The following is a 20610-nucleotide window of genomic DNA, read 5'->3' on the forward strand; positions in this document are numbered from 1 at the left end:
CCTAAAAGTTCTTAATAATATTTCCACCATTGTACCACGAATTAACCTATAGTGAGAGAAAAATATCATCAGAAATAAGAAAAAGTAGGCGATCTGGGAGACAAGTTAGTTTCTGGATTTCTGCTGAACATTAGAGTGAATTGTGGTAAAATAAAGCGATAACCTTTTAGATTGGAAGATAGGATTTTGGCACAGTTATTTTTTCGCTATGGTACTATGAATTCGGGCAAGTCAATCGAGATTCTCAAAGTTGCCTACAACTATGAGGAGCAGGGCAAGCCCATTGTCCTTATGACCAGCGCCTTAGATACACGTGAAGGCTATGGCTGGGTCGCTAGTCGTATCGGGCTCAAGCGAAAGGCTGTACCAATCTCCAAAGATACGGATATCTATGGCTATATCGAAAGCCTGCCCACTAAACCATTTTGTGTTCTAGTAGATGAGGCTCAGTTTTTAACCAAGGGCAATGTCTTTGATTTAGCCCGAGTAGTTGATGAGCTAGATGTCCCTGTCATGTGTTTTGGCCTCAAAAATGATTTTCGCAATCACCTCTTTGAGGGATCCAGAGAACTTTTACTCTTAGCTGACAAGATAGAAGAAATTAAGACCATCTGCCAATACTGCAGCAAAAAAGCCATCATGGTCCTTAGAGTCAAGGATGGCAAGCCAGTATATGAAGGTGAACAAGTTCAAATTGGCGGACACGAGACCTATATCTCAGTCTGTCGAAAGCACTATTATCATCCCGAAATTGACTAAGAAAGGATATAAAACAATCTCTATGAATATCTACGACCAACTGCAATCGGTAGAAGACCGCTATGAAGAATTGGGTGAACTGCTCAGTGACCCAGATGTCGTTTCTGACACCAAGCGTTTCATGGAGCTGTCACGTGAAGAAGCCAGTACACGTGAAACCGTGACAGTTTACCGAGAATACAAACAGGTTTTACAAACGATCGACGATGCCGAAGACATGATTAAGGATGCCGGAGGTGACCCTGAACTCGAAGAGATGGCCAAGGAAGAACTCAAGGACGCCAAGGCCTCTAAGGAAGAGTACGAAGAGCGCCTGAAAATCTTGCTGCTGCCCAAAGATCCTAATGATGACAAGAATATTATCTTGGAAATCCGTGGTGCAGCTGGAGGTGACGAAGCTCAACTGTTTGCCGGTGACCTTCTGCAAATGTACCAAAAATATGCAGAAAACCAGGGCTGGCGCTTTGAGGTCATGGAAGCCTCTTACAACGGTGTCGGAGGGATCAAAGAGGTCGTCGCCATGGTATCGGGCCAATCCGTCTACTCCAAACTCAAATACGAATCCGGTGCCCACCGTGTGCAGCGGGTTCCAGTGACTGAGAGTCAAGGACGGGTTCATACCTCAACAGCAACCGTTTTGGTCATGCCAGAAGTAGAAGAAGTGGAGTATGATATTGATCCTAAAGACCTACGGGTAGATATCTACCACGCTTCCGGTGCCGGTGGACAAAACGTCAATAAGGTAGCGACAGCCGTCCGCATGGTCCACATCCCAACCGGTATCAAGGTTGAAATGCAAGAAGAGCGAACCCAGCAGAAGAACCGTGACAAGGCTATGAAAATCATCCGTGCACGGGTAGCTGATCACTTTGCCCAGATTGCTCAGGATGAGCAGGATGCCGAACGTAAGTCCACTATTGGGACCGGTGATCGTTCTGAACGGATCCGTACCTATAATTTCCCGCAAAATCGAGTGACAGACCACCGCATCGGCCTCACCCTGCAAAAGCTGGACAGCATCCTGTCCGGAAAATTGGACGATGTCATCGATGCCTTGGTACTCTACGATCAAACCCAGAAACTAGAAGAGCTGAATAAATGACCTATGCCCAAGTCTTTGCAGCCTATGAGTCTGAGCTGCTAGCAGCGCAGGAAGAACCAGAGAGCCTAACCTTTACGTTTAGACATCTCAAAGGGCTTAATATGACGGAATTTGTCTTGCTCTTACGCCGAAAAGTAAGCGAGGCGGATCAGGTTCTGATCGATCAGATTGCCAAGCGTCTGCTTGCCCATGAGCCTGCCCAATATATTATTGGCTATGAAACCTTTCACGACCTAAACTTCAAGGTAGATAAGCGGGTGCTGATACCCCGCCCTGAAACAGCTGAATTGGTTGATTTGGTTTTAGAGGAGAATACAGATAGGAGTCTGAGCTTGCTTGATCTTGGGACTGGCAGCGGTGCTATCGCTGTATCTTTAGCACACAGCCGTCCTGACTGGCAGGTGGCAGCTTCTGATATTTCTCAAGATGCTTTGACCTTGGCAGAAGAAAATGCGCACACTAATAAGGTTTCGATAAACTTTGTGCAATCCGATGTCTTTGACCAGATTGAGGGAGCTTTTGATATTATCGTCAGCAACCCGCCCTATATTGCCCAGGCTGATATGGATGAAGTGGGGCTCAATGTCAAGATTTCTGAGCCCCATCTAGCTCTTTTTGCCAAGGAGCAAGGACTGGCTATCTACCGCAGAATTGCTGATAAAGCCAAAGCCCATCTCAATCCTAATGGTAAAATTTATCTCGAAATCGGCTATAAGCAAGGGCAGGCAGTCTCACAGATGTTTAAAGCTGCCTTTCCAGATAAGCGGGTGAGAGTTTTACCCGACCAATTTGGTCAAGATAGAATGGTGGTGGTTGATAATGGCTGATAAAGCAGCAGTTGCTAAAATTTTAGCTGCAGGAGGAGCAGTTGTCCTTCCGACTGAAACCGTTTATGGCCTTTTTGCCAAGGCCTTAGACCAGCAAGCCGTTGAGCGTGTCTATGAGTTAAAGCAGCGTCCGATCGACAAGGCTATGAACCTCAATGTTGCTAGCCTGGAAGATATTTTAGCCTACAGTAAGGATCAGCCAGCCTATCTAGCTAAGCTCTACCAAGCCTTCCTGCCTGGTCCGCTAACCATTATCCTCAAGGCTAATGATAAGGTTCCAAGCTGGGTCAACTCGGGTCTGTCAACGGTCGGTTTTCGCCTCCCTAACCATCCTCTAACGCAGGAGCTCATTAGGGCCTACGGTCCCTTGATCGGCCCCTCCGCCAATCTGTCCGGTCGAGCGTCTGGCACGGTCTTCGAGGACATTGTCGAGCAGTTAGACCATCAGGTGATAGGAATAGCAGATGATCCAGCCATTCAAGGTTTGGATTCTACGATCTTAGACCTATCAGGCGATAGGGCGACCATTCTTCGCCAAGGGACCATCAGCAAGGAAGCCTTGCTGGAAGCGGTGCCCGAATTAAATTTTTAAAGGAGTAGGAGCTGATGGTGAAAACTTTAGTTTTATAGACACATCAGCTGTTCAGTCTACCAAAAAATGAGGTAATTTTATGATTTTTGATAAAGATGATTACAAGGCCTACGACCCAGAACTCTGGCAGGCTATTCAAGCAGAAGAAGTTCGACAGCAAAACAATATCGAATTGATCGCATCTGAAAATGTGGTCTCAAAAGCAGTCATGGCTGCCCAAGGTTCTGTTTTGACCAATAAATACGCCGAAGGCTACCCAGGAAAGCGTTACTACGGCGGTACTGACTGCGTTGATGTAGCTGAAAATCTTGCCATTGAGCGAGCCAAGGAACTCTTTGGGGCCAAGTTTGCTAATGTCCAGCCCCACTCAGGCAGCCAAGCCAATGCCGCAGCCTATATGGCCATGATCCAACCCGGAGATACCGTCATGGGAATGGATCTCTCAGCTGGCGGCCACCTCACCCACGGCTCACCCGTCAGCTTTTCAGGTAAGACCTATCATTTTGTCTCTTACAATGTTAGACAAGACACAGAAGAGTTAGATTATCAGGATATTCGCCGTCAGGCGCTGGAGCACTCCCCTAAGCTCATCATGGCTGGAGCTTCAGCCTATTCTCGGATTATTGATTTTGCTAAATTTCGTGAGATTGCAGACGAGGTTGGAGCTTACTTAGTTGTCGATATGGCTCATATCGCTGGCTTGGTCGCCTCTGGTCACCATCCCAATCCTGTCCCTTACGCTCATGTGGTCACCTCGACAACCCATAAAACCCTTCGTGGTCCTCGTGGTGGCTTGATCTTGACCAATGATGAAGAAATCGCTAAAAAGATTAACTCAGCTGTCTTTCCAGGACTCCAAGGAGGGCCTCTTGAGCATGTGATTGCAGCTAAAGCAGTTGCCTTTAAGGAAGCCTTGGATCCAGCTTTCAAGGACTACGGCGAGCAGGTTGTCAAAAACGCCAAAGCCATGGTAGACGTCTTTTCAGCCCATCCTAATTTCCGTGTCATCTCTGGTGGAACAGATAATCATGTCTTTTTGGTTGATGTGACCCAGGTCGTAGAAAACGGCAAGGTGGCCCAAGAAATTTTAGAGTCAGTCAACATTACTCTCAACAAAAATGCTATTCCTTATGAAAAACTCTCTCCGTTCAAAACATCTGGTATCCGCATTGGGACACCAGCCATCACCAGTCGTGGCATGGGAATCGCCGAGAGTACCAAGATTGCTGAACTGATGATCCAAGCCTTAGAAAATCACGATGATGCCGCAACCTTGGAACGTATTCGCCAAGATATCCAACTTTTGACCGATAGTTTCCCCCTTTATTAATATGCTAGATTTATACTTAAAAAAAATAATCATCCATCAGTTCAGTCCTGATGATACTGAGCTGCGCTTTGCTGATAAACCGCTGACGCTAACACCCCACTTAGATGAGTATTTCCGCAAAAAGCTAAGCAAGGTTTTTACCGCTGATGCCAAGCGAGGAAGCTTTGAGCCTGAAAATGACTTTATGGCTAACCTCGATACCGACTTTACAGACGCTGCCCGCACAGTCGCCCAGCTCTGGAAGGAGGAGTTCGTCCTCAGCGAAGACCAAAAGACCAATGACTTGGTCTTTATTCAGTTTGATAAGGAAGGCGTTGAGCACTTTGCCTTTTTGCGCTTAGTCTTAAAAGACAGCCTAGCTCATATCCAAGGAGATGCTGAACAACCCTTTAAACTGACGCAAAATAATTTACCTTCAGCAGCTCAGACACCAGATGAAGCACTGGTCATCAACCGTCAGACCAATGCCTATTACCTGATTGAAAAGCGCATCAAGCACAACGGCAGCTTTGCTAATTATTTTTCAGAAAATCTGCTCAAGGTTAGCCCCGATCAGTCGGTCAAAAAGTCTATCAATCTCCTGGAAAAAACGGCCAAAAAAGTGGCTGACAACTTTAATCAAGATGATTTTCAATTCCAATCCAAGGTCAAATCAGCAATTTTTCAAAACCTTGAAGAAGATCAAGAACTCTCTCCAGAAAAATTGGCCAACCAGCTCTTTGACGACAATCTAACAGCTCGCTTAACCTTTGTCGACGAGCTAAAAGACCGTATGCCAGAGCCAGTGCCAGTGGCTGATGTTGACTATTCACGCCAGTCCAAAAAACTGGAAAATCAAAAACTTTCGCTTTCCAATGGGATTGAGCTCATTGTGCCTAACCAAGTCTATCAGGATGCCGACTCCGTCGAGTTCATCCAGAATAATGACGGTACCTACTCCATCCTCATTAAAAATATTCAGGATATTCAAAATAAATAACTATGTTTAAAAAAATCAGACGTATCATCTATATCATAATAGTGATCCTGCTGATTGCCAAAGGGATCAGCGTCTATCGAGCGGTCAAAAATGTCCTAGCCTATCGTCCTCTGGTCGAAGAGGTCTTAGACGAGGATGACAATACGACCAATGAAGATCTAGTCCTAGCAGTGATCTATACTGAGACCAAGGGGCGCTCAAGCGATGTCATGCAGTCCAGTGAAAGCTCGACTGGCCAAACAGATACCATCAGTGACAATCGCAAAAGCATCAAACAAGGAACCAAGGTCCTGGATCAAAATCTGCAAGAAGCCCAAGACCATCACACGGACAGCTGGACAGCCATCCAAGCCTATAATTTTGGACAGGCTTATATCCCCTATGTTGCAAAGCACGGTGGTAAAAATACGATCGAGCTTGCTAAGCGCTACTCGAGAGACGTTGTTGCGCCTAGCCTAGGTAATAGCAGTGGGGATACCTATCATTACTACAATATCGTCTCCATCCTTTATGGAGGCGGTAAGCTTTATGTGGATGGCGGCAATCACTATTATGCCAAACAGGTTCAATTCAACCTCTTTTTAATTCGATTGATCGATAAACTCTAAAATTATGAAATCACTATTAAAATATTTCAAGGGGTATGTGGCCAAAAGTGTCCTCGGTCCCCTTTTTAAATTGCTTGAAGCAGCCTTTGAATTGCTGGTTCCCTTGATTATCGCACAGATTGTCGATAAGGCTATCCCCCAAAAAGATACCACTTCCCTCTGGCAGATGATCGGCCTCCTTCTTATCTTTGCGCTATTGGGCGTCAGTGTAGCTGTGAGTGCCCAATATTTCTCCTCCCTGGCAGCAGTGGGCTTTACCAAACAGCTGACAAAGGAGCTCTACCAAAAAATCATGCGCCTGCCCAAGGCGAGTCGAGACTACTTGACCACATCAAGCTTATTGACACGCTTAACCAGTGATACCTACCAGATACAGACAGGGATCAATATGTTTTTGCGCCTTTTTTTACGGGCTCCCATCATTGTCTTTGGATCTGTTATCATGGCCTGTACCATTGATCTAGGCCTATCTATCTGGTTTCTAATCCTAGTCGCTGCCCTGAGCTTCATGGTCTATCTCTTGGCTAGATTAGTAAATCCTATCTACCGCCTGATCCGCAAGCAGACTGACCAGCTAGTTAGCTTGACACGCCAGCAGTTAGAAGGAATGAGTGTTATCCGAGCCTTTGGCCAGGAAGATAGGCAAAAGTCCGAATTTTTAAACGCTAACCAAGCCTATACCAACTCTCAACTAAAAGCGAGTTGGCTGACTAGTTTAAACGCTCCCTTGACCTTTCTAATCGTCAATCTAACCCTAGTCATCCTCATCTGGCAGGGAAATCTCGCCATCGCAGACTCAAGCTTAAGTCAGGGAAATCTGATTGCCTTGGTCAACTACCTGACGGGTATTCTCAATGAACTGCTCAAGCTAGCACTCATGATTACCAATCTCAACCAGAGCTTTATCAGTGCTGGTCGAGTACAGGAGGTCTTTGAGCAAGAGGAGGAAAATTTAGATGGTTTGCTTTGCGTAGAGAGCAGTGCTGAGAGGAACCAGCTCCTCTCTATTCAAGGGGTGAGCTTTACCTACCCGACAGCGGCCAAGCCTTCGCTAAAAGCGCTTGATCTAGAGCTCAATAAGGGACAAACGCTGGGGATCATCGGCGGGACAGGTGCTGGTAAATCCACCCTAGTCGAGCTTCTTTTAGGTCTCTATCACCCCCAAGAAGGCCAGCTTCATCTCTATCAAGAAGGCCATTCCCCTGAAACCCTGAGACAATGGCGATCTTGGATCAGCCTAGTACCTCAGAAGGCCCAGCTGTTTACGGGAACAATCCGCTCCAATCTCATCTTGGGCCTAGACCCCGAACAAGTGACAGATGAGCGACTCTGGTGGGCACTAGAGATCGCTCAAGCTAGCGATTTTGTTCAGGAAAAAGAAGGAGGGCTGGATAGTCCTGTATCAGCTTTCGGCCGCAATTTCTCGGGCGGCCAGCGTCAGCGCCTGACGATCGCTCGTGCAGTATTGCAAGAGCGTCCCGTGCTGATCCTGGATGATTCCACTTCGGCACTCGACTATCTGACAGAGAGCCGTCTGCTTCGTGCCATCAAGCAGGAGCTCAACACCAGCCTGATCCTCATTTCTCAACGCACCAATAGTCTCAAATCGGCTGATAAAATTTTGGTACTGGATAAGGGGCAGCAAGTCGGCTTAGGTAGCCATAAAGAACTCTTAGGCACCTGTCCAATCTACCGAGACATCCATGGATCACAACATCAGAAAGGAGACCAAGTATGAAGGGGCACACGCTTCAACGCCTGATCAGCGACTTTATGCAGCAAAAAGGCTACCTAGCTCTGGCACTGCTAGGAATCATCTGTCAGGTCGGCTTAACCATTTATCTGCCCGTTTTGATCGGTCGAGCAGTCGACGTTGTTTTGGTGCCCAACAACCATCAGCTCATCTGGCACATCTTAGCCCAGATGCTCCTTGTCATCGTCCTTAATACAATGGTCCAGTATCTCAATCCTCTGATTTACAATAAACTGGTTTACAGCTTTAGCCAGAGTCTGAGAGATCGTGTGATTACCAAGCTGCATCAGCTTCCTATGTCCTATCTTGGCCAGTCGGTCGGGGATTTAGTCAGTCGAGTCACGACAGATGTGGAACAGCTGACAAATGGCTTATTGATGGTTTTCAACCAATTTTTTGTCGGTCTTTTGACCATCGTAGTGACCCTGGTGACCATGGCTGATATCGATTGGATCATGATGGTTCTAGTCTTGCTTTTGACCCCCTTATCACTCTTTTTATCACGCTTTATCGCTCGCAAATCCTTTAACTTTTTTCAGGATCAAACCAAGGCTAGAGGCAAGCAGACCCAGTTGATTGAAGAAAGTCTCAATCAGGAAAGTTTGATACAGAGCTTCAATGCGCAAGATCAGTTCATCGCTCAATTTCAAAGGACCAATGAGACCTATGCGGATTATTCTCAGAAGGCTATATTTTATTCGTCTTCGGTCAATCCTGCTACCCGCTTCATCAATGCCTTGATCTATGCCCTCTTAGCAGCAGTAGGAGCCTTGCGGATCATGAACGGTGCCTTTTCTATCGGTCAGCTAACAACCTTTTTAAACTATGTGACCCAGTACACTAAGCCTTTTAATGATATTTCATCGGTCCTAGCCGAACTCCAAGGCGCTCTAGCTTGCGCCCAGCGCCTCTATCAGGTCTTGGACCAAGATAGCCTAAAAGAGACAGGTGATGAGATTTTAGACAAGGATCACGTCCAAGGCGCCTTTAGTTTTGAGCATGTCTCATTTGGCTACACGCCCTATAGAAAGTTGATCAAGGATCTCACGGTTCAGATACCCGCTGCCAGTCGAGTCGCTATTGTCGGACCAACTGGAGCAGGAAAATCCACCCTGATCAATCTGCTCATGCGCTTTTATGAGGTTGATAGTGGTGATATAAAGCTCGACGGTGTTTCCATCAGGGCGTATACCAGAGCTAGCCTGCGCCAGCAGATCGGTATGGTTCTCCAGGAGACTTGGCTCAAGGAAGCGACCATTCATGATAACATCGCTTTTGGTCATCCAGAAGCCAGTCGTGAGCAAGTCATAGCAGCTGCTAAAGCTGCCAATGCTGACTACTTTATCCGCCAGCTCCCTCACGGCTATGATACCTATCTCGCAGACGCAGGAAGCTCGCTGTCCCAAGGTCAGCGTCAGCTCCTGACCATCGCCCGTATCTTTATTTCTATTCCCAAAATCTTGATCTTGGACGAGGCTACCTCCTCCATCGATACACGCACCGAACAGTTAATTCAAGAGTCTTTTGAAAAGTTGATGACCGGACGCACCAGCTTTATCATCGCCCATCGCCTCTCTACCATCCAGACCGCTGACCTAATCCTAGTCATGGTTGATGGAGATATTGCTGAGCAAGGCACCCATGAAGAACTCATGCGCCAAAAAGGTGTCTACTATGACATGCAAACGGCTCAAAACCAAGCCTAAGGAGAAAAAATATGCAACTAAACGCTATTCATCACGTCGCTATCATCGTCTCGGATTATGAATTGTCCCGTGATTTTTATGTCAACAAATTAGGCTTTAAAATCATCCGAGAAAACCACCGCCCTGAGCGTCACGATTACAAGCTGGATCTCAAGTGCGGCGACATTGAGCTGGAGATCTTTGGGAATAAGACAAATGATCCCGCCTACCAAGCTCCCCCAAAACGTATCGGTCAGCCAGAGTACAAGTCGGAAGCAGCTGGTCTGCGCCACCTAGCCTTTCGTGTTCAAAACATTGAAGAAAGTGTAGCTGAACTCGAAGCTATGGGGATCACCTGCGAGCCCATCCGCTGTGACAGCTTCACCGGTGAGAAGATGACCTTCTTCAAGGATCCAGACGGTCTGCCACTCGAGCTCCACGAATGATCAAAAAAACAACTGTAGCGGAAATATAATGATGCAACATTATAACATTCCTTCAATTTGTAAGTTTTTCACCAATCGTGGTCATGAAGCAGAAGATGCCCATTCCTAGCTTTTCTTCTCTTCTATGATGAAAGGAAAAGGGGTAAAGATCCAGTTATCCCTTTCTTTTTTGTAATCGCTTTACTATAATGACAGTATAAGAAAGAACAAAGGAGCTAGGAGTTATGAAAAAAATTATCAATCAACCTACCGACGTCGTCACTGAAATGCTAGATGGTATGGTCTTTGCCAGTGGTGATCTCATTCACCGTGTGGATGGCTTTGACATCATCGCTCGCAATGCCCCCAAGACAGGTCAGGTCGCTATTATTTCTGGCGGTGGCAGCGGGCATGAGCCTTCTCATGCAGGCTTTGTCGGAGAGGGCATGCTCTCAGCAGCTGTCTGCGGACCCGTCTTTACCTCACCGACACCCGATCAAGTCCTAGAAGCTATCAAAGAGGCTGATGAGGGAGCAGGTGTCTTCATGGTCATCAAGAACTACTCAGGAGATGTCATGAACTTTGAAATGGCACAAGAACTGGCTGAAATGGAAGGGATCCCTGTCTCCTATGTCGTCGTTGATGATGACATCGCTGTCGAAGACAGTCTCTATACCCAAGGACGCCGCGGTGTCGCTGGAACTGTCCTTGTCCATAAAATTCTAGGCCATGCAGCAAAAAGCGGCAAAAAGCTTGAGGAGATCAAAGACCTTGCTGACCGCTTGGTGCCTAATATTCACACGATTGGCCTAGCTCTAAGCGGGGCGACAGTACCCGAAGTTGGTCAACCGGGCTTCGAGCTAGCAGATGACGAAATCGAATACGGCATAGGCATCCACGGAGAGCCGGGTTACAAGCGTGAACAGATGAAGCCATCTGCCGATCTAGCCAAAGAATTGGTAAGCAAACTGGCAGCCTCATTCCAACCAAAAGCAGGTGAAAAATACGCTGTCCTCATCAATGGTATGGGCGCAACACCCCTGATGGAACTCTATATCTTTGCTAATGACCTAGCTAAACTTCTAGCAGAAGAAAAGATAACAGTCGCTTATAAAAAATTAGGCAATCTGATGACCTCTATCGACATGGCAGGCTTGTCCCTGACCTTACTGCGTCTAGAAGACGAGACCTGGCTAGATGCCCTAGAAGCACCTGTGACAACTATTGCCTGGTAAGGAGACAGATATGAATACAGAACAAGCGATTAGATGGATGTCATTGTTCAATGACAAGATTCAAGCCAATAAAGATTACCTATCCCAGCTAGATACACCAATCGGTGATGGCGATCACGGAGGCAATATGGCAAGAGGCATGGCGGCAGTCATGGAAAATCTAGAAAGTCAAGCCCCAGCCAGCCCAGCAGATGTCTTTAAAGTCGTCTCCATGCAGCTACTCAGCAAGGTCGGCGGTGCTTCAGGCCCCCTTTACGGCTCAGCCTTTATGGGCTTTACCAAGTCCTTTCAGACTAGTGACTCCGTGGCCGATGCTGTTGCAGCAGGATTGGACATGATCCAAAAGCGTGGGAAAGCAGCAGTTGGTGAAAAAACCATGGTTGACATTTGGACGAAGGTCTCAGAAGACCTGCGTGCCAACCAGCTCACACTGGATAAGATCCACCAGTATGTAGAGACTTCTGCCGACATCAGAGCAACCAAGGGACGTGCTTCCTACTTGGGTGAGCGTTCCCTTGGCCATATCGATCCCGGTACCTGCTCATCTGGCTACCTTTTTGAAGCTTTGATGGAAGTAGGTGACTAGTATGGCAAAAGCAGGAGTGGTTATCGTTTCCCATTCAAAACATATCGCCCAAGGCCTTCTTGATCTCATCGATGAAGTCGCCAGCGATGTCGCTATCACTGCTATCGGAGGCACAGAGGACGGCGGTATCGGTACCAGCTTTGACCAAGTCCAAAAGGTCATCAGCAGCAACCCTAAAGACGAGCTCTTTGCCTTTTTTGATCTTGGCAGTGCCAAGATGAACCTCGAGATGGTCGCTGATTTTTCAGAAAAAACCATTCATATCGCCTCTGTCCCTATCGTCGAAGGGGCTTACACAGCCGCAGCCCTCTTACAGGCTGGCGCAGATACAGACAGTATCTTAGAGCAGCTAGCCGACCTACAGATTAAAAAGTAATCTTACACAGACTAGTCAAACGTCATGTACAAAAACGCTTCAAATCCTAGTGATTGGAGCGTTTTTAGCTGCTTCTTTTAATCTTTATATCCCTTGTGATTTATGACTTCCTTAACCTTCCCTATGCTATAATGATAAGGTTAGTACAATGTTAGAAAGTGATACCTATGGCAATAAAAGTGACAAATGAACTGGTGATTGAGGAGCAGCTTATTGAGCGATTGATTACAGGTGAGAGCCAGTGGAGCCTGCGTGAGGACCTGCGCACAGAAGAAGACCTCTGGGATAATTTCTTTGCCAAGCTGGAGCAAAATAATACAGCTGCTCTCAACGACCATCCCCTGACCGATCAGGAAAAGGAGCAGATCAAGGGACAGCTGGATTTTACCAGCTATTACGAGGCAGCCAAATGGCTGGTCGGTGAAAATGGGATTGCCAAGGTCGATCTCCAGCGTGAGGACGCCGCTTTAGACAATGCCCGTCTTTCGGTTATCTGGCGTGACAATGTCGCAGGCGGCAGATCGTCCTACGAAGTTGTCCATCAAGTCGTCCGCAATCGCTCAAAAGAGCTTGAGCGTGACCGCAGGACAGACGTCAGCCTGCTGATCAACGGCCTGCCGCTCATCCATATCGAGCTCAAGAGTGCCAGTCATTCGACAGATGAAGCCTTCAACCAGATCCAGAAATACGACCGTGAAGGAAAATTCCGTGGCATTTTTTCAAGCGTTCAGATGTTTGTCATCTCCAATAAAACCCATACCCGCTATATCGCTGCCGCCAAGGCTGACAAGCTCAACCGGAAATTTCTCACCAAGTGGGTGGACGACAAGAACCAGCCGATCGAAGAGCTCTTTGCCTTCGCCCAGCAGGTCCTCTCGATTCCCCGTGCCCACCAGATGGTCATGCAGTATTCGGTCATCGATGATGATAAGAAAGCCTTGATCTTACTGCGCCCCTATCAGATCCATGCCATCGAGGCGGTTCAGGAAGCCAGCAAGAAGCAGGAGTCAGGCTATGTCTGGCATACCACAGGTTCTGGAAAGACCCTGACCTCCTACAAGGTAGCCCGCAACCTCCTGCAGATCCCTTCCATCAAAAAGACCATCTTTGTGGTGGATCGCCGTGACCTAGACCAGCAGACGACCTCCAGCTTTCTGTCCTATGCCGCCAATGATGTCATTGATATTGACGAGACCGACAGCACCCACGATCTGGTCAAGCGTCTGACCGGCAATGATAAGCGTGTGGTGGTAACCACCATCCAGAAGCTCTCCACCCTCATGCGCAAGATTGATGAAGGTCGCTATAGCAAGGATGCCCAGAAAATCAAGCAGCTCAAGGTCGCTTTCGTGGTCGATGAGTGCCACCGGGCAGTCACACCCCAAGCCCATCAGGCTATCTCACGCTTCTTTGTCCATGCCCTCTGGTACGGCTTTACAGGGACACCTATCTTTGGCGAAAATAAACGCCAGCAGTTGGGCAATCTGGCGCAAACTACCGAAGAACTCTACGGCCGCAAGCTCCACGAGTATACGGTCAAGGAGGCCATTCACGATGGCGCCGTCTTAGGCTTCAAAGTCGACTACAAAAGCACCCTGCTCCTTGATGAAGGGGCTGATGAAAAGGCTATCCCAGATCAAGCCTATGAAAATGAAGAGCACATGCTGCAGGTCCTCGATACCATCATCAACCACTCCAAGGGGCCGCTCGGTTTTAAAAACGGGGTCGGCAAGACCTACAATGCCATCTTGACCGTCAAGTCTATCCCCATGGCGCAGAAGTACTACGACCTTATCCAGCGTATCAAAAAGGGGGAAACGACCCTCAAGATTAGCGAGTCCATCAAGCGTGTCCTCCCTGACTTCCCCAAGGTCGCCATCACCTACTCAGTCACTGAAAATGAAGAGGATTCCCACTCGAATCAAGAGAAGATGCAAGCATCCTTGAGCGATTACAATAAAGAGTTTGGCACCCACTTCACCATGGCCGACCTGCGCAGCTACAATACCGACGTCAACAACCGCCTCGCCCGCAAGAAGGACAAGTACCTCTTTCGAGCCGAGCAGCTGGATCTGGTCATCGTGGTCAATCGTCTCCTGACTGGCTTTGATGCACCCTGCCTGTCCACCCTTTTTATCGACCGCAAGCCTATGCAGCCGCAGGATCTGATTCAGGCCTTTAGCAGGACCAATCGGATCTTTGATAAGAATAAACGCCACGGTCAGATCATCACCTTTCAGGCACCAAATAGCTTTAAAGCAGCCGTCGATAATGCCCTCCAGCTCTACTCAAACGGCGGTCAGACCAGCGTCCTAGCCCCAGACTGGGAGGAAGAAAAGGCTAATTTTGACGTCAAGCTGGCAGCCTTTCGCCAGCTAACGACTGACGAACCCAGTCTAGGGATCTATCCAGAGCAAGCTACAACCCAAGAGCTCAAAGTCTTTGCCAAGGCCTTTCAGGAGTTTGATAAGTGCCTCGCCTCCCTCCAAGTCTACCAAGAGTATAACGAGGCAGAGATCTATGCTGAGTACGGTCTCAGCACAGACCAGCTAGAGACCTATATGGGCGTCTATCAAAATGTCCTAGCCGAGCTCAAGCACCGGCGTGAAGAAGAGGTGGAAGAAGAGGAGCCGATCAACTATCTCTACGAGATCGAGTCTGTCCATGTCGATGAGATCAACTATGAGTATATCCTCTCCCTCATCCAAGCCCTGATCCCGCAGGAGGGTCAAGAAGCAGCTGACCTCTCAGACAAGGACCTAGCCGCTATCGATGACTATATTGCCAATCTCGCCAAAACCAACAGCAGCCTGGCTCAGGTCATGTCCACCCTCTGGCATCAGATCAAGAGCGATCCCCAAAGCTATCGTGGGCAATCCTTGAGCGCTGTCTTAGATGAGATGGTAGCAGAGGTCATCCAAGGCCATGTCACAGATTTAGCCAAGAAATGGTATATCGGCGAGGACGAACTCAGCTACCTCGTCAGCCACTACCAAAAAGGCCGTAAAAAGCAAGAAGGAGAAAGCCAGCTAGCAGCCAGCCAACGCTACCAAGACTACAAAGCCCAAGTCGCAGAACCCCTCAACCCCCTCCTATACAAAAAGAACATCAAAAGGGACTACACCAACCTCATCGAAAACATCATAGAACCCTTACGACTAAGACGGTAATAACAAGATACTGAGCCGTTAAGCGACTCAAAGGAAAATAGGAAAGTTGACGCAGATGCCCTAAGCATCTAGGAGACTTTATCTTTTTCCACAGAGTCGTAGGCGCGTTCAGTTTATTAAGATACAAAGGGCGTAAAAAGAGACCAGGATTTTAGGAAGGTGACGCCGTGTGCTGGCACACAAGGAAGCTTATCTAAATCCCGAGCTTTTAGGACGTGTTCAGTTAAACAAGATACGGCAGAGGCCTATTATTTAAGATATTAGATCTTGGTAGATAATAATAAATTAGTTAAAGCAGCCCAAATCAGAGGCTGCTTTTTATATATTCTCTATTATTACATAGGAAAAATTTAGTATTTTTTTATCTACCTCAAACATTGCTAAAACACTGATTTAATAGCCTTTAGCTTAAGAATGAAACGTGGTAGAATAATAATGTTTAGACGAATTTATAGAAAGTATAAAATAATAAGCTGAAATCTAAAAGTACAGTAAAATTAATAGATAATGTTCTACTTGAGTTAATATTTTTGGACTTAATGGGAAGAAAAATTAGCTAAAATGATTTTTAATAATTTGCTGATAGATCTACAAACAGGAAGTGTCTAGATAATAAAATTATCAGAGGTATTATATGACATTATTAAATAATAGATTTAACTCTTTTTCAAAAATTGTTAATTTAGCAGTTGAAATTTCTGAAAAAGAAAAAGCTGTTGCAATTGCACAAATTAATTGTTTATCTCAAAAAGAAAAAGAATTTATAAAAGAGAATTTAGTAGAAATTTCTAAGGGAGCCACAAGTAATTTTGATTCAAAAACAATTGCTAAAAAAATATATAATAGCTTATTTAAAGATGAGAGATTGAAAGATACAAAAATTATTTCAGGTTTTGCTGCAGAATTCTTTTTAATCTGTATTTTAAAAGATAATGGATTTAAGCAAAGATTCTGTTTTAGAAATTTGGAAGAAAATTCTGCTAAAAAAGGGTTTGACGGTTTATATGAAAAAGATGGTGAGCTGTGGCTTGTTGAGAGTAAAGCTATTTACGAAGGACACAATAATTCACATAAAACTACAATCAAAAGAGCATATAAAGGTATTTCTGAGCAACTAAATGGTAATACCAATAATGATCCTTGGGAAAATGCCGCAAGTCATGCTAATGTGGTTCATTCATCTGGTAATTTAATTTCCATACTAGAACGCTACAGTACTGATTATACAAATGGAAAATATAAACCCATTTCAGAATGTAATGTCATTCTTGGTTCAACCGTTATTGATGAAAATACTGAGGTTCAGAGCAAAGATTTACAAGAAATATATAAAATTATTACTGAACACTTGGCTGAAAAAGAAAATATTGTTGAAATAAATCTTCGTCAACAGCAAATTTTTATAAACATTATGAAGGAAATAGCAAATGAATAAAAAGTCTGATGGTGGTAAAAGCTTGTTAACAAGACTAAAAAATAAAGAAGATATATCAAATTTAATTTTAGATTTATTATATATAAAGGATGAACTAACTAGCAGAGATGCTGAGTTTTTATTTTCAGTAGCTCTTGCGTTGATTGATGAATGGGAAAAAGAAACTAGGAAGTATTTATTGATTGAATATGCTTACATGATTATCGTTCGTACTTGTGTAAAGATAGATGATTATAAAGCATTATACGATTTTTCTATTAACTATGGATATTATCCCATAGCCAGAAAAATTATCGAAGATGATTTATTAAAAAATATTACTTTTAATCATTTAATCTCGAATGTTACGATTGATAGTTTTGTTGATGATGATAAAGTAAAAACTCAGGAACAAAGTCATATTTTTAATGAAATTTTGTCAACTGATGATAATCAAATCGCATTTATTGCTCCGACATCTTATGGTAAAAGTGAACTAATTTTTAAGCATTTAGAAAAGAACAATAATTTGAATTATATAGCTATTATAGTTCCAACAAAATCATTAATTGATCAGACTTACCGAGAAGCTAAAAAGAAAAATGAATTACATAGAAAAATTATTATACATGACCAAAACTTTAATTCTGAGCAGGATAAAAGTGTTTTGGCTATAGTAACGCAAGAAAGAGCCTTGAGACTAATTGAGGAAGGAATAAAATTTGATTTAATTTATATCGATGAAGCACACGAATTACTCAATTTTGACTATGGTAGAAAATTAGAAAATCGTAGTTTATTACTAGCAAGATTTATAAAACTATCCCAAGTTATCAATCCAAATGTTAAATTAGTATATTTATCACCAACAATACAAAATTCTTCTAACCTGATGTTGAGGGATCAAGAATCAATAAGCTCCCACATAATTCATAGAAATCTTAAGGTATTAGATATCTATCTTTTAGATAAAAATAAAGTTGAGTTAATTTATGACAGATTTCTAAATAAATTCAGACAGATTAGTGATTGGACAAATTCAACTCATTTAGGTTATATAGTAGCATTATCAAAAAATTATAAAAAGAATCTTCATTTTTTATACCGTCCAAAATGGATTGAGAGATATTCAGAAGAACTTTATAGAGCGTTACCTGAATTAGAAGTACCGTTGGAAATTAAGGACTTACAAAACGAATTAGAGATGGCTGTACACCCGAAATTTAAATTAATCAGATATCTCTCGAAGGGATTAGTATACTTACACGGCAGAATGCCATTGTTAATTAGAAATTATCTATTAAAAAATATAAGAGAGTCTTCGTTCCTACAAAACTTTGTTGCTAATTCTGTTGTTTTAGCAGGAATGAATTTACCAATAGATAATTTATTTTATATTGCTGGATTTAAAAACACCAGTGACCTCAATAACTTAATAGGTAGAGTAAATAGATTGAATGAAATTTTTAAAAGAGAATCTACTTTAACAAAATTACTAATTCCTATTCATTTTATTGAAACGGAAGAATACCCTCAATATAAAAATGGGAGTTTGAGAAATAAAATCGAATCTTTAAGAGGAAGACCGAAAGATGTGGTTAAAAATCCCCTATTAATTAATTCAGAGGATAATGATAGTGCTGAGACAATTATCGATCGTGAAAAACAAATTATCGAAAATTATTCGACTCCTGATTTCTTTGCCAGATTAAACAAATCAGGAGTACAACAACTTCTTAATTATACTGATAAAGGCATTCAGAAATTAGAAGAAATTATCAATGAATCTCAGAAAGTTCAAGATAGTGATGCAATTCTTAATGATATTTTCAATATGATAAAAAGAATTTTTTTCGATCCCTTTATTACTAATGATAATCAAATTATTGAAGATTTATTTTCTCCCACCAATAATTCAAAACGGTTAAGGTATGACGAGACAATTAGTTATTACAAATCTTTCCTTGACTTTTCATTTAATACCCTTCATGAGAGAATTGAAAATTTGTATAGATATTGGGAACGTATCTTGAATGATAAGAATTACGAAACAGTTAATAAAAATTATTATATTTATGTTGGTCCCCAATTTGGAGAGATAGCTTATGAAACAGAATCTTATAAGGGACAAGCAAAAGTTTATGTTGATTTACAACAACACAAGGATAACATTGATTATTTATATAATTTAGCTATTTTAAAGCTTCAGATTGATGAAGATTTTATTAGCCATGAAATTACTCTTTTACTAAGTGGATTAAAAGAATTTGGAATTATCAATGAGACGCAATTCAACTATTTTTTATACAAGACTAGAGATGAGAAAGAATTAGCAATCCTTAGACTCGGTTTAAGTAAAAATATTTACCAAAAACTAAAGAATGATAACCAACTTATTAATATCAACTTTGATAGCTTTGGAAATGCAAAGGCAAATAGTAATTTGAGAGAGTATATAAATTCTAAAAAAGGGATAGAAAAATTTGAATTAGAGGAATTCTTTATATAACTAATCTATCACTTAGATAAAGGAAATTTTATGATAAATCAAAACACCCCTAAACTCAGATTTAAACATTTTGATGATGAGTGGACAACTTATAAAATTTTAGATATTGCTGATCGGTTTGATAATTTACGAGTTCCGATTACATCATCTGACCGTAAGGCTGGAAATACACCCTACTATGGTGCCAATGGTATTCAAGATTATGTGCAGGGATTTACACATGATGGGGAATTTGTTCTAATTGCAGAAGATGGAGCAAATGATTTAAAAGATTATCCTGTTCACTATGTTGAAGGACAGATTTGGGTTAATAATCATGCCCATGTTTTATCTGGTAAAAAAGATAAACTTGATAATACATTTTTCAAGAATAGATTAAAACAATCTAATTTTGAAAAGTATCTTGTTGGGGGAAGCAGGGCTAAACTAAATGCCGATATTTTGATGAAAATGCCAATCAAAGTTCCCACCCTCCCCGAACAATCCGCTATCGGGTCGCTTTTCCAGACGCTTGATGAGCTCTTGTCTGCCTATAAGGATAATTTGGCCAACTATCAAGCCTTTAAGGCGACCATGCTGTCCAAGATGTTTCCAAAGGCAGGACAGACCACCCCTGAAATCCGCTTAGATGGATTTGATGGCGAGTGGAAACTTGATAAGTTTGGAAATTATTTGACAGAGAGTCGTATCCCAGGCAATACTGGTGCTAATTCAAAAAAAATAACAGTTAAGCTATGGGGAAAAGGAGTGGTGCCTAAGGATGAAGCATATACTGGTAGCGAAAACACCAAATACTTTAAACGTTTAGCTGGTCAGTTTATTTATAGCAAACTAGATTTCCAAAATCAGGCCTTTGGTATAGTGCCAGATGAATTAGATCAATTTGAATCAACTCTTGATGTGCCAAGTTTTGATGTGAGAAATTTAGACAAAAAGTTTTTATTAGAATATGTTATGAGACGTTCATTCTATGAGTATCAAGGACTTATTGCCAATGGATCTAGGAAAGCGAAACGTATTCAACCAGACGACTTTATGAAAATGTCATTACTTTTGCCATCCCAACCCGAGCAACAAGAAATTGGTAATTTTTTCACGAACCTAGATGACTTAATTTCCTCTTATCAAGAAAAAATCGACCAGCTAGAAACCTTAAAGAAGAAGCTCTTGCAGGATATGTTTTCCTAGGAAATCAGGGAACAGATAGATTTTGAAAAATATATGAGAGAATTGCTAGTCTACTTCTAAAAAATGAATGAG

17 protein-coding genes are annotated in these 20610 nt (G+C 43.3%); all 17 read left to right on the forward strand.

What is annotated here, in order from left to right:
- Positions 1-186 precede the first annotated feature (186 nt).
- The 17 genes from AC4HAI_RS05935 to AC4HAI_RS06015 all read left to right on the forward strand — a co-directional run bounded on the left by AC4HAI_RS05935 (position 187) and on the right by AC4HAI_RS06015 (position 20538).
- A complete protein-coding gene (locus AC4HAI_RS05935; RefSeq protein WP_491110824.1) occupies positions 187-759 on the forward strand; it encodes a thymidine kinase in 573 nt (190 codons plus the stop codon).
- A 22-nt stretch (positions 760-781) separates the two neighbouring features.
- The gene (prfA, locus tag AC4HAI_RS05940; protein WP_491110826.1) at positions 782-1861 is read left to right on the forward strand and encodes a peptide chain release factor 1; all 1080 of its coding nucleotides are present in this window, start codon (positions 782-784) and stop codon (positions 1859-1861) included.
- Positions 1858-2688: a peptide chain release factor N(5)-glutamine methyltransferase gene (gene prmC, locus AC4HAI_RS05945; protein ID WP_491110828.1), complete on the forward strand. Its 831-nt coding sequence runs from the start codon at positions 1858-1860 to the stop codon at positions 2686-2688. Before prfA ends, prmC begins: the two co-directional genes overlap by 4 nt.
- Complete coding sequence (locus AC4HAI_RS05950) at positions 2681-3280, forward strand: L-threonylcarbamoyladenylate synthase (RefSeq protein ID WP_491110830.1); 600 nt, start codon at positions 2681-2683, stop codon at positions 3278-3280. The genes prmC and AC4HAI_RS05950 overlap by 8 nt, the downstream gene beginning before the upstream one ends.
- A 79-nt stretch (positions 3281-3359) precedes the next feature.
- The gene (glyA, locus tag AC4HAI_RS05955; protein ID WP_491110831.1) at positions 3360-4610 is read left to right on the forward strand and encodes a serine hydroxymethyltransferase; all 1251 of its coding nucleotides are present in this window, start codon (positions 3360-3362) and stop codon (positions 4608-4610) included.
- A 1-nt stretch (position 4611) separates the two neighbouring features.
- Entirely contained in the window at positions 4612-5589 is a 978-nt protein-coding gene (locus AC4HAI_RS05960) for a nucleoid-associated protein (RefSeq protein WP_491110832.1), read from the forward strand.
- 2 nt (positions 5590-5591) lie between these two features.
- A complete protein-coding gene (locus AC4HAI_RS05965) occupies positions 5592-6197 on the forward strand; it encodes a lysozyme family protein (RefSeq protein WP_491110833.1) in 606 nt (201 codons plus the stop codon).
- A gap of 4 nt (positions 6198-6201) precedes the next feature.
- The gene (locus AC4HAI_RS05970) at positions 6202-7935 is read left to right on the forward strand and encodes an ABC transporter ATP-binding protein (RefSeq protein WP_491110834.1); all 1734 of its coding nucleotides are present in this window, start codon (positions 6202-6204) and stop codon (positions 7933-7935) included.
- Positions 7932-9656 (forward strand): ABC transporter ATP-binding protein, encoded by a 1725-nt coding sequence (locus tag AC4HAI_RS05975; protein ID WP_491110835.1) that lies wholly within the window; start codon positions 7932-7934, stop codon positions 9654-9656. The genes AC4HAI_RS05970 and AC4HAI_RS05975 overlap by 4 nt, the downstream gene beginning before the upstream one ends.
- Before the next feature lie 11 nt (positions 9657-9667).
- Positions 9668-10081, forward strand: coding sequence for an SMU1112c/YaeR family gloxylase I-like metalloprotein (gloA2, locus tag AC4HAI_RS05980; RefSeq protein WP_491110836.1), 414 nt, complete (start codon positions 9668-9670; stop codon positions 10079-10081).
- A gap of 224 nt (positions 10082-10305) precedes the next feature.
- Positions 10306-11295 carry a dihydroxyacetone kinase subunit DhaK gene (gene dhaK, locus AC4HAI_RS05985; RefSeq protein ID WP_491110838.1) on the forward strand — a complete coding sequence of 330 codons (990 nt, stop codon included), beginning with the start codon at positions 10306-10308 and terminating at the stop codon, positions 11293-11295.
- A 10-nt stretch (positions 11296-11305) separates the two neighbouring features.
- Positions 11306-11881, forward strand: coding sequence for a dihydroxyacetone kinase subunit DhaL (gene dhaL, locus AC4HAI_RS05990; RefSeq protein WP_491110839.1), 576 nt, complete (start codon positions 11306-11308; stop codon positions 11879-11881).
- 1 nt (position 11882) lies between these two features.
- Positions 11883-12257, forward strand: coding sequence for a dihydroxyacetone kinase phosphoryl donor subunit DhaM (dhaM, locus tag AC4HAI_RS05995; protein ID WP_491110841.1), 375 nt, complete (start codon positions 11883-11885; stop codon positions 12255-12257).
- A gap of 167 nt (positions 12258-12424) precedes the next feature.
- Positions 12425-15427: a type I restriction endonuclease subunit R gene (locus tag AC4HAI_RS06000; RefSeq protein ID WP_491110843.1), complete on the forward strand. Its 3003-nt coding sequence runs from the start codon at positions 12425-12427 to the stop codon at positions 15425-15427.
- 634 nt (positions 15428-16061) lie between these two features.
- Positions 16062-16862 (forward strand): hypothetical protein, encoded by an 801-nt coding sequence (locus AC4HAI_RS06005; protein WP_491110845.1) that lies wholly within the window; start codon positions 16062-16064, stop codon positions 16860-16862.
- On the forward strand, positions 16855-19350 hold the full coding sequence (locus AC4HAI_RS06010) for a DEAD/DEAH box helicase (RefSeq protein ID WP_491110846.1): 2496 nt from the start codon (positions 16855-16857) through the stop codon (positions 19348-19350). The genes AC4HAI_RS06005 and AC4HAI_RS06010 overlap by 8 nt, the downstream gene beginning before the upstream one ends.
- A 30-nt stretch (positions 19351-19380) precedes the next feature.
- Positions 19381-20538 (forward strand): restriction endonuclease subunit S, encoded by a 1158-nt coding sequence (locus tag AC4HAI_RS06015; RefSeq protein WP_491110848.1) that lies wholly within the window; start codon positions 19381-19383, stop codon positions 20536-20538.
- Positions 20539-20610 lie beyond the last annotated feature (72 nt).

Source organism: Streptococcus sp. ALY_208, assembly GCF_058314295.1.